This window comes from Streptomyces sp. NPDC030995 (genome assembly GCF_055571215.1).
The window spans coordinates 1-13,354 of sequence record NZ_JBVIFS010000023.1 but is presented as its reverse complement, the minus strand read 5'-3'; the positions used below and the strand labels follow the sequence as shown (position 1 = coordinate 13,354).

At 72.7% G+C, this 13,354-nt stretch carries 11 protein-coding genes; 8 read left to right on the top strand and 3 right to left on the bottom strand.

Going from position 1 to position 13,354, the window contains the following annotated elements:
* Window positions 1-654: a response regulator gene (locus tag ACZ45T_RS28070; protein WP_468446034.1), complete on the top strand. Its 654-nt coding sequence runs from the start codon at window positions 1-3 to the stop codon at window positions 652-654.
* 83 nt (window positions 655-737) lie between these two features.
* Here ACZ45T_RS28070 and ACZ45T_RS28065 read toward each other — a convergent pair whose 3' ends face one another.
* A complete protein-coding gene (locus ACZ45T_RS28065; RefSeq protein ID WP_468446181.1) occupies window positions 738-4,211 on the bottom strand; it encodes a M28 family peptidase in 3,474 nt (1,157 codons plus the stop codon).
* A gap of 178 nt (window positions 4,212-4,389) precedes the next feature.
* Between ACZ45T_RS28065 and ACZ45T_RS28060 the strand changes: the two genes are divergently transcribed.
* Entirely contained in the window at window positions 4,390-5,382 is a 993-nt protein-coding gene (locus ACZ45T_RS28060) for a LysR family transcriptional regulator (RefSeq protein ID WP_468446032.1), read from the top strand.
* Here the strand turns inward: ACZ45T_RS28060 and ACZ45T_RS28055 are convergent.
* Window positions 5,336-6,166 carry a class I SAM-dependent methyltransferase gene (locus ACZ45T_RS28055; protein ID WP_468446030.1) on the bottom strand — a complete coding sequence of 277 codons (831 nt, stop codon included), beginning with the start codon at window positions 6,164-6,166 and terminating at the stop codon, window positions 5,336-5,338. The genes ACZ45T_RS28060 and ACZ45T_RS28055 overlap by 47 nt on opposite strands.
* 88 nt (window positions 6,167-6,254) lie before the next feature.
* Window positions 6,255-6,827 (bottom strand): GNAT family N-acetyltransferase, encoded by a 573-nt coding sequence (locus ACZ45T_RS28050; RefSeq protein WP_468446028.1) that lies wholly within the window; start codon window positions 6,825-6,827, stop codon window positions 6,255-6,257.
* Window positions 6,828-6,937: 110 nt separating this feature from the next.
* Between ACZ45T_RS28050 and ACZ45T_RS28045 the strand changes: the two genes are divergently transcribed.
* The 6 genes from ACZ45T_RS28045 to ACZ45T_RS28020 are packed head-to-tail and all read left to right on the top strand — an operon-like array spanning window position 6,938 to window position 13,271.
* On the top strand, window positions 6,938-8,218 hold the full coding sequence (locus ACZ45T_RS28045; RefSeq protein WP_468446025.1) for an ATP-grasp domain-containing protein: 1,281 nt from the start codon (window positions 6,938-6,940) through the stop codon (window positions 8,216-8,218).
* Entirely contained in the window at window positions 8,215-9,054 is an 840-nt protein-coding gene (locus tag ACZ45T_RS28040) for a Rossmann-like domain-containing protein (RefSeq protein WP_468446023.1), read from the top strand. Before ACZ45T_RS28045 ends, ACZ45T_RS28040 begins: the two co-directional genes overlap by 4 nt.
* Complete coding sequence (locus ACZ45T_RS28035) at window positions 9,051-10,139, top strand: PLP-dependent cysteine synthase family protein (protein ID WP_468446021.1); 1,089 nt, start codon at window positions 9,051-9,053, stop codon at window positions 10,137-10,139. The genes ACZ45T_RS28040 and ACZ45T_RS28035 overlap by 4 nt, the downstream gene beginning before the upstream one ends.
* The gene (locus tag ACZ45T_RS28030; protein ID WP_468446019.1) at window positions 10,136-11,221 is read left to right on the top strand and encodes an enolase C-terminal domain-like protein; all 1,086 of its coding nucleotides are present in this window, start codon (window positions 10,136-10,138) and stop codon (window positions 11,219-11,221) included. Before ACZ45T_RS28035 ends, ACZ45T_RS28030 begins: the two co-directional genes overlap by 4 nt.
* Window positions 11,218-12,489 carry an MFS transporter gene (locus tag ACZ45T_RS28025; RefSeq protein ID WP_468446017.1) on the top strand — a complete coding sequence of 424 codons (1,272 nt, stop codon included), beginning with the start codon at window positions 11,218-11,220 and terminating at the stop codon, window positions 12,487-12,489. Before ACZ45T_RS28030 ends, ACZ45T_RS28025 begins: the two co-directional genes overlap by 4 nt.
* The gene (locus ACZ45T_RS28020) at window positions 12,486-13,271 is read left to right on the top strand and encodes a class I SAM-dependent methyltransferase (RefSeq protein WP_468446015.1); all 786 of its coding nucleotides are present in this window, start codon (window positions 12,486-12,488) and stop codon (window positions 13,269-13,271) included. The genes ACZ45T_RS28025 and ACZ45T_RS28020 overlap by 4 nt, the downstream gene beginning before the upstream one ends.
* The last annotated feature ends 83 nt before the right edge of the window (window positions 13,272-13,354 follow it).

Here is a 13,354-nt window from a genome sequence, read left to right as displayed (position 1 = left end):
ATGAGCGAGACGACCCCCACCGGAGCGGCCCTGCGGGTCGTCATCGTGGACGACCACACGGTGATGCGGGCCGGCGTCCTCGCCCTGCTCGCGGCGGAGCCCACCATCGAGATCGTCGGAGAGGCGGACGACGGGCGCGCCGGGGTCGAGCTCGTCGATCGACTGGCGCCCGACGTGGCCCTGATCGACCTGCGGATGCCCGTACTGGACGGGGCCGGCGCCACGGCCGAGATCGTCGCGGGAGGGACCGGCACCCGGGTCCTGATCCTGACGACCTACGACACCGACGAGGAGATCGAGCGTGCCGTGGAGGCGGGCGCGATCGGCTACCTGCTCAAGGACACCACCCGCGAGCAGCTCGTCGACGCGATCCACTCGGCCTCCCGGGGCGAGACGGTGCTGGCTCCGCGGGTCGCGCAGCGCCTGGTCGCGCGGATGCGCAGGCCCGCCGTCGTACCGCTGACCGCCCGGGAGGCGGACGTGCTGAACGCCGTCGCCGACGGCCTGTCCAACGCGGAGATCGGGCGCCGGCTGGTCATCGCGGAGGCCACCGTCAAGACCCACCTGCTGCGGGTCTTCGCCAAGCTCGACGTCAGCGACCGGACCCATGCGGTGGTCGTCGCTCTCGAACGCGGCCTGCTCGTGCGCCGCTGACCGTCCGGTGCACGCGTCCGGCCCGGTCCCCGCGGTGCGGGGACCGGGCCGGACTCTCGGCCGTTCAGCGGGTCAGGCGGGCATCAGCTCACCTGGACGGTGACATCGTCCACGACGAAGGAGGTCTGCAGGGAAGCGTCCTCCACGCCGTTGAACTTCAGGGTGACGGTCTGGCCGGCGAACTGCGCGAGGTTGTACGTCTTCTGGACGTAGCCGGAGTTCGCGTTCAGGTTGGAGAGGGTCTCCAGGGTCTGGCCGCCCACCGAGACGGTGAACCGGTCGTAGACGACGTTCTCGTCCTCGTCCGTGTCGATGTGGAGGAAGAACGAGAGCTGGTAGGAGGAGCAGCCCGACGGGATCGCCAGCGACTGCGAGGCGCTGTCGGTGTGGGTGGACCCGTATCCGTTCAGCCAGGCCTTGTAGCTGCCGCCGTGCGGGAGCTGGCCGGACTGGTTGGTGATCACACCCGAGGTCGCGGTCCAGGGGCTGGAGCCGCTCTCGAAGCCGCCGTTGACCACGAGCTGGCGCGGCGTGCAGCCGCCGCTCCCCGTGACGGTCAGCGTGTAGGTGGTGGTGTGGCTGACGGTGCCGGAACCGGTGACCGTCAGGGTGTAGGTGCCGGGCGCGGTGCTCGCGCCGACCTGGACGGACAGGGTCGAGGAGCTGCCGGACTGGACGGACGTCGGGCTGAGCGTGGCGCTCACGCCCGCCGGCGCGCCGGATACGGAGAGCGCTACGGTCTGGGCTGCGCCGCTCACGGTGGAGGTGTTCACCGTGGCGGAGGTGGAGCCGCCGGGGGCCGTGCTGCCCGCGGACGGGCTGACGCCGATGGAGAAGTCCTGCGCGGGGGTCTCCCCGCCGACGGCCTGCTTCCAGACGGCGTAGGCGACGCCGTCGGCGCTGCGGTCCAGCACCGTGGCGTTGATGTTGTTCGTGGTGTCGCAGGAGCTGTGGTAGCAGGGGTCGTAGGCGGCGTTCGCGGTGCCGCCCCACTTCGTGGCCTGCGCCGAGGTCTTACGGGCGCTGGCGCCGGCCGCGTAGCCGGAGGTGGGGATGCCAGCCTGCTGGAAGGAGTAGTCGTCGCTGCGGCCCTGGCCCTCGGTGTTCTCCTCGGGCGCCAGGTTCAGCGAGGTCCAGTACGCCTTGAGCGGGGCGGCGGTGGCGGAGTTGACGTTGTTGATGAAGTAGCCGCCGTTGGTCGAGCCGACCATGTCGAAGTTGTAGTAGCCCTTGATGGCGGCCTTCTGGGCGCTGCTGAGCTGGCCGACGTAGAACTCGGAGCCGTTGAGACCCTGCTCCTCGTCCGTCCACCAGGCGAAGCGCACGTGCTTGGTCATCGTCGGGTTCTTCTGGGCGAGGACGAGCGCGTTCTCCAGCAGGGTGGCCGAGCCGGAGCCGTTGTCGTTGATGCCGGGGCCCGCCGAGACGCCGTCGAGGTGGGCGCCGAACATGATGACCTGGTCGGCGGGGCCGCCGGGCCAGTCGGCGATCAGGTTGTTCGACGGGTAGGTGCAGGAGGAGCAGTTCTGCTCGGTGACGGTGTAACCGGCGGCCTGCAGCTTGCCCTTCACGTACGCCAGGGACTGGGTGTAGCCCGCGCTGCCCGCACGGCGGTGGCCGCCGTTCTGGGTGGCGATGGTGTTGAACTGGGTCAGGTGCGCCTGCACGTTGGCGACGCTGATGTTCGGCGGGTCGTTGCCGGGCTGGGTTCCGCCCACGTTGAGCGTGTAGTCGACGGTGTGGGAGAGGGTGGTGCCCTGTCCCTTGACGACGACGGTGGACGCGCCGGGCGCCGCGTTGGTGGTGGCGGTCAGGGTCAGCACCGAGGACTGGCCGGACTGCACCGTGGCGGGGTTGAAGGAGGCGCTCACCCCGGCCGGCAGGCCGGTGGCGGTCAGCGTCACCGACTGGGCGGTGCCGGTGGTGACGGTGGTGCCGACGGTGGTGGTGACCGTACCGCCCTGCTGGACGGTGCCCGACGACGGGTTCAGCGTCATCGAGAAGTCGTTGTTCTGGCCGCTCGGGGTGCAGGTCGGGTCGGCCGACTGGGCGGGCACGCTGATGGCGTCCCAGGCCGCCTTGGTCTTGTTGAAGAGACCGCAGGTGGTGTCGAGCGACTTCGCGGAACTGAGCGTCGCCGTACGGTACTTCTTGTAGGACATGCTGCTGGTCTTGAGCAGCATGCCGCCGTAGAAGATCTTGCCGGCGTTCTGCACGCCCACGCCGGTCAGCGTGGTCTGGTTGCAGGTGCTGCTGCTGGGCTTGCCGCCGCCGGGGTTGGTGCCCTCGGCGAGCAGGTAGAACCAGTGGTTCAGGGGGCCTGCGGCCGCGTGCACCTCGGTGCCGGGTATCGCGGAGCTGTAGCAGGCCGGGTCGTTGTTGACGGCCGGCGGGTTGTACATGTTCCGGATGGGCCCGTCGCCCACGAGGTTGATCACCTCGCCGACGGTGTAGTCCGGAGTGTCGTACGGGGCCGGCTCGTTGATGTACGCCTCGGTGAGCGCGCCGAAGATGTCACCGGTGGCCTCGCCGAGACCGGCCTCCTGGCCGCTGGTGCCGCCGGGGGTGTTGGAGTCGATGGCGTGCCCGTACTCGTGGGCCACCACGTCCACGCCGGCGATCCACTCGTTGGCCTGGTTGTGCCCGATGGTGACCGAGCTGCCGTCCCAGTAGGCGTTGAGGTCGTTCAGGCCGACCTTGCCGGGGAAGTGGCGGCCGTTGCCGCTGATGCCGTTGCGGCCCAGCCACTGGCTCAGCATGTCCCACTGCTTCTGCGCGGCGAACATCAGGTCCACGCAGCCGGTCTCCTTGCTCGTGGGGTTGCCGGTGCCCCAGGAGTCGGAGGACTTCGTGAAGACCGTGCCGCCGCTGTAGTCCGCGCAGCTCAGGCCGGTCCGGTTCGGGTCGCGCAGGGTGTAGGTGGAGCCCGAGTTGGTGGTGTCGATGGTGAGCGGGTTCGGGCCGTTCCACTTGCTGTTGCCGGTGCCCGCCACCACGTCGTCGTAGCTGTCGACGAAGGAGCCGGTCCGCGCGTCCACGAAGACGTGCAACTTGCTGGGGGCCGTCTTGGTCCGGCCGATCAGCACGGTCTCCCAGGCCAGCACCGGCTTGTCGTCCTTCAGCCGGACGACGAGCCGGCTGCTGTCGACCTTGTCCACGGCGGTCAGTTTCGCCCGCGACGTGGACTCGGCGTCCTTCGCGGTCACCGACGGCCGGGTCGCCACGTCGATGCGCACGGAGGAGGCGGACTGGAGGGCGCGCACCTTGCCGGAGCCGTCCGCGAGCACGACCGCGTCGCCGCCGACGACCGGCAGGCCGCGGTAGCTGCGCTCGTACGAGACGGAGTAGAGGTCCTGCACCCAGGGGGTGACCATGCGGCGTTCGTACTGTTCCTGCGAGGAGTTGACCAGGGAGTCGAGACCGCTGTCGACGGCCTGGTCGGCGGCCGCGACCGCACGTGCGGCCGGTGTGTCCTTCTGGGACGGGGCGGGCTGCGCCTGCTGCGCCGCGGATGCCGTCCCGGCCAGGGCGCCGGCGAGGCTCGCGGTCAGCGCCATCGCTGCCACGGCTGCCGTCCATCTGGTGGGCTGCAACGTCCACTCCGATCGTGGGGGGTCGGGGATGAGTGTTCGTTCGCGGCCGAGTATGAGCGTGGACATGACGAGATTGGGACATCCCGGCAGGCATAAGGCCCGCGTTATGGTGCGCTGGCGGCCCGCTGCGTACGCTGCCCGGATGCAGCTGGAGTTGAGGCATCTGCAAGCCGTCTGCCGGATAGCGGAGGCGGGCAGCCTGGGGGGCGCGGCGCGGCGGCTCGGAGTGTCCCAGCCCGCGCTCTCCGCCCAGCTGCGGCGCATCGAGCGGGTCACCGGCGGCGAGCTGTTCGTGAGGGGCCGGGGCGGGGTGGAACCCACGGCACTGGGCCAGTTCGTGCTGGCCAAGGCGCGTCGCGTGCTCAGTGAGATGGACGCGCTGGGGGCGGAGGCGCGCGCGATCGGCACCGGCAGCCCGCTGCGGCTGGGGTGCATCCTGCTGGTGCTGCTCGACGGGCTCCTCGCCGAGACCGACCTGTCCATGTCCGGGCAGGAGATCACCGTGGACCTGGAGCACTCGGTGACCGCGCTGGCGCGGATGCTGGGCGCCGGGCACTACGACGCGATCGTCTACGGAGAGGTCAACGACCACGAGGTGCGGCTCCCCGCGGGAGCCCTCGCCAGGACGCTCGTCCCGAAGGAGCCGTTCTGCATCCGGCTGTCGGCGAAACACCCGCTCGCGGGCCGGGACCGCATCGACCTCGCCGACCTCGCCGCCGAGTCGTGGATGACGCCCGTGGAGGACGACGACGGCGGTCCCGAGGCCCTTGTCGCCGCCTGCGCGCAGGCGGGTTTCACCCCGTCACTGCGCTACCGGATCACCGACCGCATGATGCAGTACGACCTGATCGCCGCGGGCCGCGCGATCGCGCTGAGCCAGCCCACGGCCCCGCAGGTGGCGGGTACGGTGATGCGCCCGCTGACCGGCACCCCCATCACCGGGCGCATCCGCCTCGCCTGGAACCGCTCGGCGGTCTCGTCCGGCCAGGCGGACCTGCTCTACCGCGCCGCGGCCCGCGCCTATCTGGCCAATGTGGACAACAACCGCTTTCACAAGGACTGGTGGGACGCCCACCCCGAGCTGCAGATCAGCCCCGGCGGTGAGCCGTCAGCAGCAGGTACTCCCACTCCATGACGCCGCCGGCGGTGTGCTCGGCGGCGAGGGCGTCGAGATCCCGGTCCAGGGCGGCGACGCGGTCGGGTTCCCCCGCGATGCCGCGGTAGACGGCGATGGTCGGCCCGTACAGGGCCTTGAAGAACTCGCGGAATTCCGAGGGCTTCTTGAACCGCTCCACCCGGACCGTCTGCCGGCGCGAGACCACATCGCCCACCCGGTCGCCCAGCAGCTCGTGGACGTGCTCCTCGTCCCCCCACAGCGTCGGCGGCTCTGCCCCGGGCGGTGGCGGGGGAGCGTAGGGCTCCATCGTGGCGGACAGCCGGCCCACGAACCCCTGGGGAGTCCAGTTCACCAGCCCGACGGTGCCGCCGGAGCGGCAGACGCGCAGCATCTCGTCGGCGGCGAGCCGGTGGTGCGGGGCGAACATGAGGCCGACGCAGGACATCACCGTGTCGAACTCGCCGTCCGCGAAGGGCAGCGCCTCCGCGTCCGCCTCCGTCCATTCCACCCGGGTGCCGCGTACGGTGGCCAGGTGCCACCCGACCTCCAGCAGTTCGGGCGTGAGGTCGCAGGCCACGACGTCGGCCCCGGCCAGGGCGGCCGGAATGGCGGCATTGCCGGAGCCCGTGGCGATGTCGAGCACCCGGTCGCCGCGCTGTACGCCGCACTCCCTGACGAGAAGGGCCCCCAGGTCGGGATAGATGTGGGAGGCCACGGAGGAGTAGTCGCCCAGCGCCCACATGGCGCGGTGCGCGGCCTTCTCGGCGCGGTCGGCTCGGACCGCGTCGCTCGCCTCGCTCATGCCAGCCGCCCTCCAGGGCTCGGATCAGCCCCTTCTTCGAGCATAGGTACGTTTTTCGGGCGCGGCCCGTCGGGCGGGTGAGAGGCCCCTACGGCAGCGGGATCTCGAAGTGCACCGTCCCGAAGCCGCCGTGCTCACCCGTCGTGCGGGCGTCGAAGACCTCGGTGGCCAGGCTCCGCCAGAACCCCTCCGCACCCGGGACGTCCACATTGGTGTGCAGGTAGACGCGCTCGTAGCCCGGGATCCCGGCCGCGAACGCGCACGCCTCCCGCACCATGGCGCGGGCCAGCCCGTGCCGCCGGTGGGCGGGGCGCACGTAGACCCGCAGGAGCTGCGCCGTGCGGCCCGACGGGTAGCGCTCGGCCAGCCAGCGCGGATGCGGCGGGTGGGCGGGGCCCCGGGAGTGCAGGGCGCACGTGCCCACCACCTCCCCGTCCCGTACGGCCACGACGAGGGTGTGCCGCGGGTGGTCGAGGTAGGTGCCGCGGATGTCGACCACGTCGGAGTGCCACTCGGGCACGTACCCGTAGGTGAACTCCCGGTAGAAGGTGTCGAGCATGACGCTGCGCGCGCCCCGTACGTCCTCCGGCCGGGCGTGTCTCACCTCGTAGTCCGCGGCTCTCTGGTGCCGGGGTGCCTGATGTTGCTTCAGATCCTCCATCGCTCCACCGTAGCGGAAAACCGCCCTATTGGAAATGAAAACGATTTCAGATAACGTCCGGTCTGCAAGCGGCCCGCACGGGCCGTCACCGCGGTCGGAGAGGAAGTCCAGTGGGACATCTGCTGGTTGTCGAAAGTTGGGTGGGGTCGATGAGCAGGCTCCTGCCCCGGGCGATCCGTGAAGGCGGACACGAGTTCAGCTTCCTCACCCGGGACCTGCACCACTACCTGCGCTCCGCCCCGGCCGACGGCCCGCACCCGCTGCTCGCCGCGCGCAACATCGTCACGGCCGACACCAACGACACGGACACGCTGCTCCCGCTCGTCGAACGGCTGCACGAGGTGCTCGCCTTCGACGGCGTGGTCTCCTCCTGCGACTACTACCTGCCGGCCGTCGCGCGGATCGCCGAGCGCCTCGGCCTGCCCGGCCCCACCGCCGCGGCGGTCCAGGACGCCTGCCGCAAGGACCGGACCCGCCGGGTGCTGGCCGGGGCCGGGGTCGCCGGTCCGCGCTTCGCCGTCTGCGCCGACACCGCCCAGGCGTCGACCGCCGCCCGCGAGATCGGCTACCCGCTGGTCGTCAAGCCCGTCGACCTGTGCGCCGGGATGCTGGTCCGCCGGGTCGACGACGAGCGCGAGCTCGACCGAGCCTGCCGGGACCTGGCCGAATTCCCCGTCAACGCCCGGGGACAGCACCGCGCCCCCGTCCTCCTCCTAGAAGAACTGCTCACCGGCCCTGAGATCAGCGTCGAGACCGTCTCCCACCACGGCACCACCCACGTCGTCGGCATCACCGACAAGAGCATCGGCGGAGCCCCCGCCTTCATCGAGACCGGCCACATGTTCCCGGCCGACCTCGGCCCGGCCCTGGTGAAGGAGGCCGCCGAGAGCGCCGTACGAGCCGTCGAGGCACTCGGCCTGGACCACGTCGTCTGCCACACCGAGCTCAAACTGACCCCGACCGGGCCGCGCCTCATCGAGGTCAACCCCCGCCCGGCCGGCAACCGCATCACCGAGCTGGTCCGCCACGTCACGGGCGTCGACCTGGCCGCCGCCTGCGTGGACGTCGCGCTCGGCCGCACGCCCGACCTCGCCGTCCGCCCCACGGGAGTGCGCAGCGCCGCCATCGCGTTCCTGCTGCCCGAAGCCGCCGGCACCCTCACCGGCATCGACGGCGCCGACCAGGTACGCGGCCGGCCCGGCGTCCTGGAGCTCACCCTGGCCGAACCGGGCCGCACCGTGCGGGCCGCGACCAGCAACAACGAGTACCTCGGCCACGTCATGACCGCCGACACCGAAGGCCCCGGAGCCCGCAGGGCGGCCGAGCGGCTGCTCGCCGGCCTGCGCCCCTCCTACGAGGGTCACGAGCTGCCCGCGGCGGTGCACGCGTGATCACGCTCGCCCCCACCCTCCCCGAACCGTCGGTGCGCACCGTCGACGATCTCCTCGCACGGGTCCGCGCCGGGGCCTGCGGACCCGACCCCGCGGGGCAGCGCGTCGCGCTCGCCTTCACCACCGCCCAGGCCGTACGCCACGAAGGCCGCTCCGGCGGCTACCGCAACGAGGTGCTCAGCCTGCGCCTCGCCGCGGCCGTCGGCTCCTGCGCGGTGGAACCCGGCGCCCTGCCCCCGGCCGCCCTCGACGACTGCGCGGGCGCCACCGTCGCCGACCTGCTCGACCACCCGCTGCTGCCCGTACGGATCGCCGCGCTCGACGCGTACCTGATGCACGTACGCCCGCACACGCCCGAGAACGGCGCCCGCCCGTACCCGATCCCGGGCGGCAGCACCCTCCAGCGCTCCCGGGCCCGCGCCCGCGCCGTGGCCGACCTGCTCCCCGCGACCGGGCTGGAGCGGGTCCTGGTCGTCGGCGTCGTCAACTCCCTGCTGGAACGCCTCCGCGAGCGCGGGACCGCGTACGCGCCCTGCGACCTCAAGGGCGGCGCCACCGAATGGGGCGAGCCCGTCCTGACCGACACCCTCGCGGAGCTGGAGCGCTGCGACGCGATCCTCGCCTCCGGCATGACCCTGGGCAACGGCACCTTCCAGCCGCTGCTCGACCACGCCGCCGCCACCGGCAAACCCCTCGTCATGTTCGCCCAGACCGGCAGCGCCGTCCTGCCGCACTTCCTCGGCGCCGGGGTGAGCGCCGTGTCCGCCGAGCCGTACCCCTTCTTCTGGCTCGACGGCGGCCCCGGCCTCGTCCACCGCTACGGGGGCACCCGATGACCATCACCCCGATCCTGCCCCGCCCGGCCGCCCACGCCACCAACCCCGATCTCCTGCCGCTCCTCGGCCGCACCCCGCTCGCCAGGATCCGCACCGACCTGCCGCACCGCCACCCCGGTTTCTGGGCGAAACTCGAATGCCTCGGAGCCGGCGGGATGAAGGCCCGCGCCGCCGTCTCCATGCTGACCGGCGCCCGCGCCCGCGGCGAACTGCTGCCCGGCGCCCCCGTCGTGGAATCCACCTCCGGCACCCTGGGCGTCGGACTCGCCTTCGCCGGCCAGGCCCTCGGCCACCCCGTCGTCCTCGTCGGCGACACCGAACTCGAACCGTCGATGCGGCAGTTGCTGCGCGCGTACGGAGCCCAGCTCGAGCTCGTCGACCGCCCGGCGGCGGAAGGCGGCTGGCAGGCCGCCCGGATCGCCCGGCTGCGCGAGGTGCTGCGCCGGACGCCGCGCGCCTACTGGCCCGACCAGTACAACAACCCCGACAACGCCGCCGGTTACCTCACCCTGGCCGCCGAACTGACCGCCGAGCTCGACCACCTCGACGTCCTGGTGTGCAGCGTGGGAACCGGCGGCCACAGCGGCGGCCTGGCCGGCCCGCTGCGCCGCCGCTGGCCCCGGCTGAAGGTCATCGGGGTCGACTCCGTCGGCTCGGCCATCTTCGGACAGCCCGCCAGACCCCGCCTGATGCGCGGGCTCGGCAGCAGCATCCACCCCGCCAACGTCGCCCACGAGGCCTTCGACGAGGTGCACTGGGTGGGGCCCGCCGAAGCCGTCGACGCCTGCCGCCGGCTCGCCCGCTCCGCCTTCGTCAGCGGCGGCTGGAGCACCGGAGCCGTCTCCCTCGTCGCCGCCTGGGCGGCCCGCGTGGAGCCGGGCGCGGTCGTCGCCACCGTCTTCCCCGACGGACCGCACCGCTACCTCGGCACCGTCTACGACGACGACTTCTGCCACGCCCACGGCCTGGACACCGCCGCCCTCGCCGTCCGCCCCCTGGAGATCCCGCACCCCCACGCCGTCGAGGCGGCGGGCTGGGCCCGCTGCCGGACCGTGCTCGCCCCCACCCGAGGAGGCGCCGCGTGAAGCTCACCTGGCGCACCGCCGACCTCCGGCTGGCCGAACCCCTGCGCATCTCCCGCTCGGTGATGGCGCGGCGCGACGCCGTCTGGGTCACCGTCGAACACGGCGGACTGCGCGGCTGGGGCGAGGCCGTCAGCAGCGCGTACCTCGGCCTGCCGACCGCCCGGATCCTGAAGCACCTGGAGTCCGTGCGGGCCGCCACCGAGCGCTTCCCCGACCCGGAGACCGCCTGGGCCGAGACCGCCCGGACCGAGACCGCCCGGACCGGTACCGGCGGTGGTCACACCGCCTGGACGGGACTGCCGCCCGGGGTCCTGGCCGCGGTCGAGGCCGCCGTCCTGGACCTGGTGGGCAAGCGGGCCGGCGAACCCGCCCACCGCCTGCTGGGCACGCCCGCGGCCCCCGCCGCCGCGACCGCCCGTACGATCGGCATCATCGCGCCCGTACCGGCCGCGGCGCAGGCGGCCCGGCTCGCCCTGAGCGGCTTCACCACCCTCAAGGTCAAGGCGGGGTCCCCCGATCCGGCCGAGGACCTCGCGCGCGTGGACGCCGTACGCACCGGAGCCCCCGGCGCGAGCCTGCTGCTCGACCCCAACGGGGCGTGGACCGAACGCCAGGCCCTCGACCTGCTGCCGCGCTTCGCGGCCCTCGGCGTCACGGCGGTGGAGCAGCCGATCGCGCCGGGCCGCCCCGACGCCCTCGCCCGCGTGGCCAAGGAATCCCCGATCCCCGTCATCGCCGACGAGGACGCGGTCTCCTACGAGGACGCCGTGGCCCTGGCCGGACGGGTCCAGGGCGTCAACGTCAAACTCGCCAAGTGCGGAGGGGTCCGGGCCGCCCTGCGCGTCCACGAGGCCCTGCGCGGCACCGGAACCGAGCTGATGCTCGGCTGCCTCACCGCGAGCTCCCTGGGCATCGCCCCCGCCGTGCACCTCGCCGACCGGGCCCGCTGGGTGGACCTGGACGGGCACCTGCTCCTGGCCGAAGACCCATGGAGCGGCATCGGCGGAACCGACGGCACCGTACGGGCCGCGAACCGGGCCGGCCTCGGAGTCAGACCGGCAGCCGGGCAGGACACCCCGTGAAGACCCTCGCATCCGTCCGGGAATTCCCGCTCGCCGTACGCCTGCTCCTCGTCAACCAGCTCGGCGTCAACACCGGCTTCTACCTGCTCATCCCGTACCTCGCCACCCACCTGTCCGAGGACCTCGGCCTCTCGGCGGCCGTCGTCGGCGTGGTCCTGGGCCTGCGCAACCTCAGCCAGCAGGGCCTGTTCCTGCTCGGCGGCTCGGCCGCCGACCGGCTCGGCCCCCGCGGGGTGATCATCGCCGGCTGCGCGCTGCGGACCGTCGGCTTCGGCCTGTTCGCCCTCGGTGACGCCCTGCCGCTGCTGCTCGCCGCGTCCATACTCAGCGGGCTCGCGGGGGCCCTGTTCAACCCCGCCGTGCGGACCTACGTCGCCCAGGAGGCGGGCGACCGCAAGGCCGAGGCCTTCGCGCTGTTCAACGTCTTCGCCACCACCGGGGCGCTGCTCGGTCCGCTGCTGGGCACCCTGCTGCTCCTCGTGGACTTCCGGGCGGCCGCCGTGACCGCGGCCGCGGTCTTCGCCGTCCTCACCCTCGCCCAGCTCCTGGTGCTGCCCGCCCGGGAGGTTCCGGCCCCGGAGACCCGGGTGACGGGAGACTGGCGGGAGGCGGCGGGCAGCCGCGGGTTCCTCGCCTTCTCCCTCGCCATGATCGGCATGTACGGACTGGAGAACCAGCTGTACCTGCTGCTGCCGCACGCGGCGGTACGGGCCTGCGGCTGGGACGGCTCGATCGGCCTGCTGTTCCTGGCCGGAACCCTCGCCAACCTCCTCCTCCAGCTCCGCATCACCCGCCGGCTGAAGGCCGCGGGCAGCCGCGCCCGCTGGATCGCCACCGGGCTGGCCGTCATGGGCCTGGGATTCGTCCCGCCGATGCTCGTGTCCGGCGCCCCGGCCCCGCATCCGGCGTACCTGCTCCCGGTCCTGGCCGGCGCCCTGCTCCTGCACCTCGGCGTGATGATCGCCCAGCCCTTCGTGATGGAGCTGATACCCGCCTTCGGCCGGGAGAGCCTCACCGGCACCTTCTACGGCCTGTTCTACGCGGTGTCCGGCATCGCGGCCGCCCTCGGCAGCGCGGCGGTCGGCTGGGCGATGGACACCGCCGGGCACACCGGCCTGGCCTGGCTGCCCTTCGCCTGCTGCCTCGCCCTCGGCCTGGCCTCCGCGGCGGCCGTCGCCCGGCTGCACCGAAGACGGGCCCTGCCCGCAGACCCGGGGGCGCCCGATCCGCTGCCCGCCGCCACCCGCCCGAGAAGCGAGACCCGATGAGCACCGGCAACCTCCTCACCGACCACCCCGAACTGTACGAAGAGCGCTTCCCCGACCCCGACCACCTGGCGGCCCGCTGGGCCGAGGACGTGCTCGCGCGCCACGGCGCCGGCCCCCGCGTCCTCGACGTCGGCTGCGGCACCGGCCGCGACGCCGCCTGGCTGCACCACCGGGCCGGCCGCGAGGTCACCGGCATCGACACCTCCGGGGCCATGCTGGCGCACGCCCGCGGCCACCACCCCGGCCCCGCCCACCACCGGGCCGACATGCGCGACTTCGACCTCGGGACCCGCTTCGACGCCGTCCTCTGCCTGGACAGCGCCCTGCTCTACTGCCACACCAACGAGGACCTCACCGCCTTCCTCGCCCGCTGCCGCGCCCACCTCACCCCCGGCGGCCTGCTCGTCGCCGAGATGCGCAACGGGGCCTTCTTCCTCGGCAACACCGAGCTCCTCGACGGCCCGCGCACCGACACCTTCACCTGGCGCGGCACCACGTACACCTCCCACACCACCCTGTGGATCGATCACGGCGTACAACTCCTGCGCCGCCGAAGGACCTGGACCGCCGACGACGGCTCCCCGCCGCAGGAGCAGCCCTCCGCCTGGAGGCTCCTCTTCCCCCAGGAGCTGCGGTACTTCCTCACCACCGCCGGCTTCGAGGTCCTCGCACTGCACGACGGACCCGGCCCCCGCACCGAACCGCCGTGGAGCGAGGGCGAGGACCCGCACGGGACCACGCGTTCCGACCGCCTCCACCTCGTCGCCCGGCTAGACGAGTAAGTCCGAAGTCTTCGGGGGCATGAAGCGAGGGTCTCGTTGATCCGTTTGTGACGACAGATCTCGAAACCCTCGCGACAGCACTG

What these genes read in the sequence shown, in the direction of transcription:
- ACZ45T_RS28060 (WP_468446032.1), top strand. Translation starts at nt 4,390, where the DNA reads ATGCAGCTGGAGTTGAGGCATCTGCAAGCCGTCTGCCGGATAGCGGAG.
- ACZ45T_RS28055 (WP_468446030.1), bottom strand. Translation starts at nt 6,166, where the DNA reads ATGAGCGAGGCGAGCGACGCGGTCCGAGCCGACCGCGCCGAGAAGGCC.
- ACZ45T_RS28020 (WP_468446015.1), top strand. Translation starts at nt 12,486, where the DNA reads ATGAGCACCGGCAACCTCCTCACCGACCACCCCGAACTGTACGAAGAG.
- ACZ45T_RS28035 (WP_468446021.1), top strand. Translation starts at nt 9,051, where the DNA reads ATGACCATCACCCCGATCCTGCCCCGCCCGGCCGCCCACGCCACCAAC.
- ACZ45T_RS28050 (WP_468446028.1), bottom strand. Translation starts at nt 6,827, where the DNA reads ATGGAGGATCTGAAGCAACATCAGGCACCCCGGCACCAGAGAGCCGCG.
- ACZ45T_RS28070 (WP_468446034.1), top strand. Translation starts at nt 1, where the DNA reads ATGAGCGAGACGACCCCCACCGGAGCGGCCCTGCGGGTCGTCATCGTG.
- ACZ45T_RS28065 (WP_468446181.1), bottom strand. Translation starts at nt 4,211, where the DNA reads ATGGCGCTGACCGCGAGCCTCGCCGGCGCCCTGGCCGGGACGGCATCC.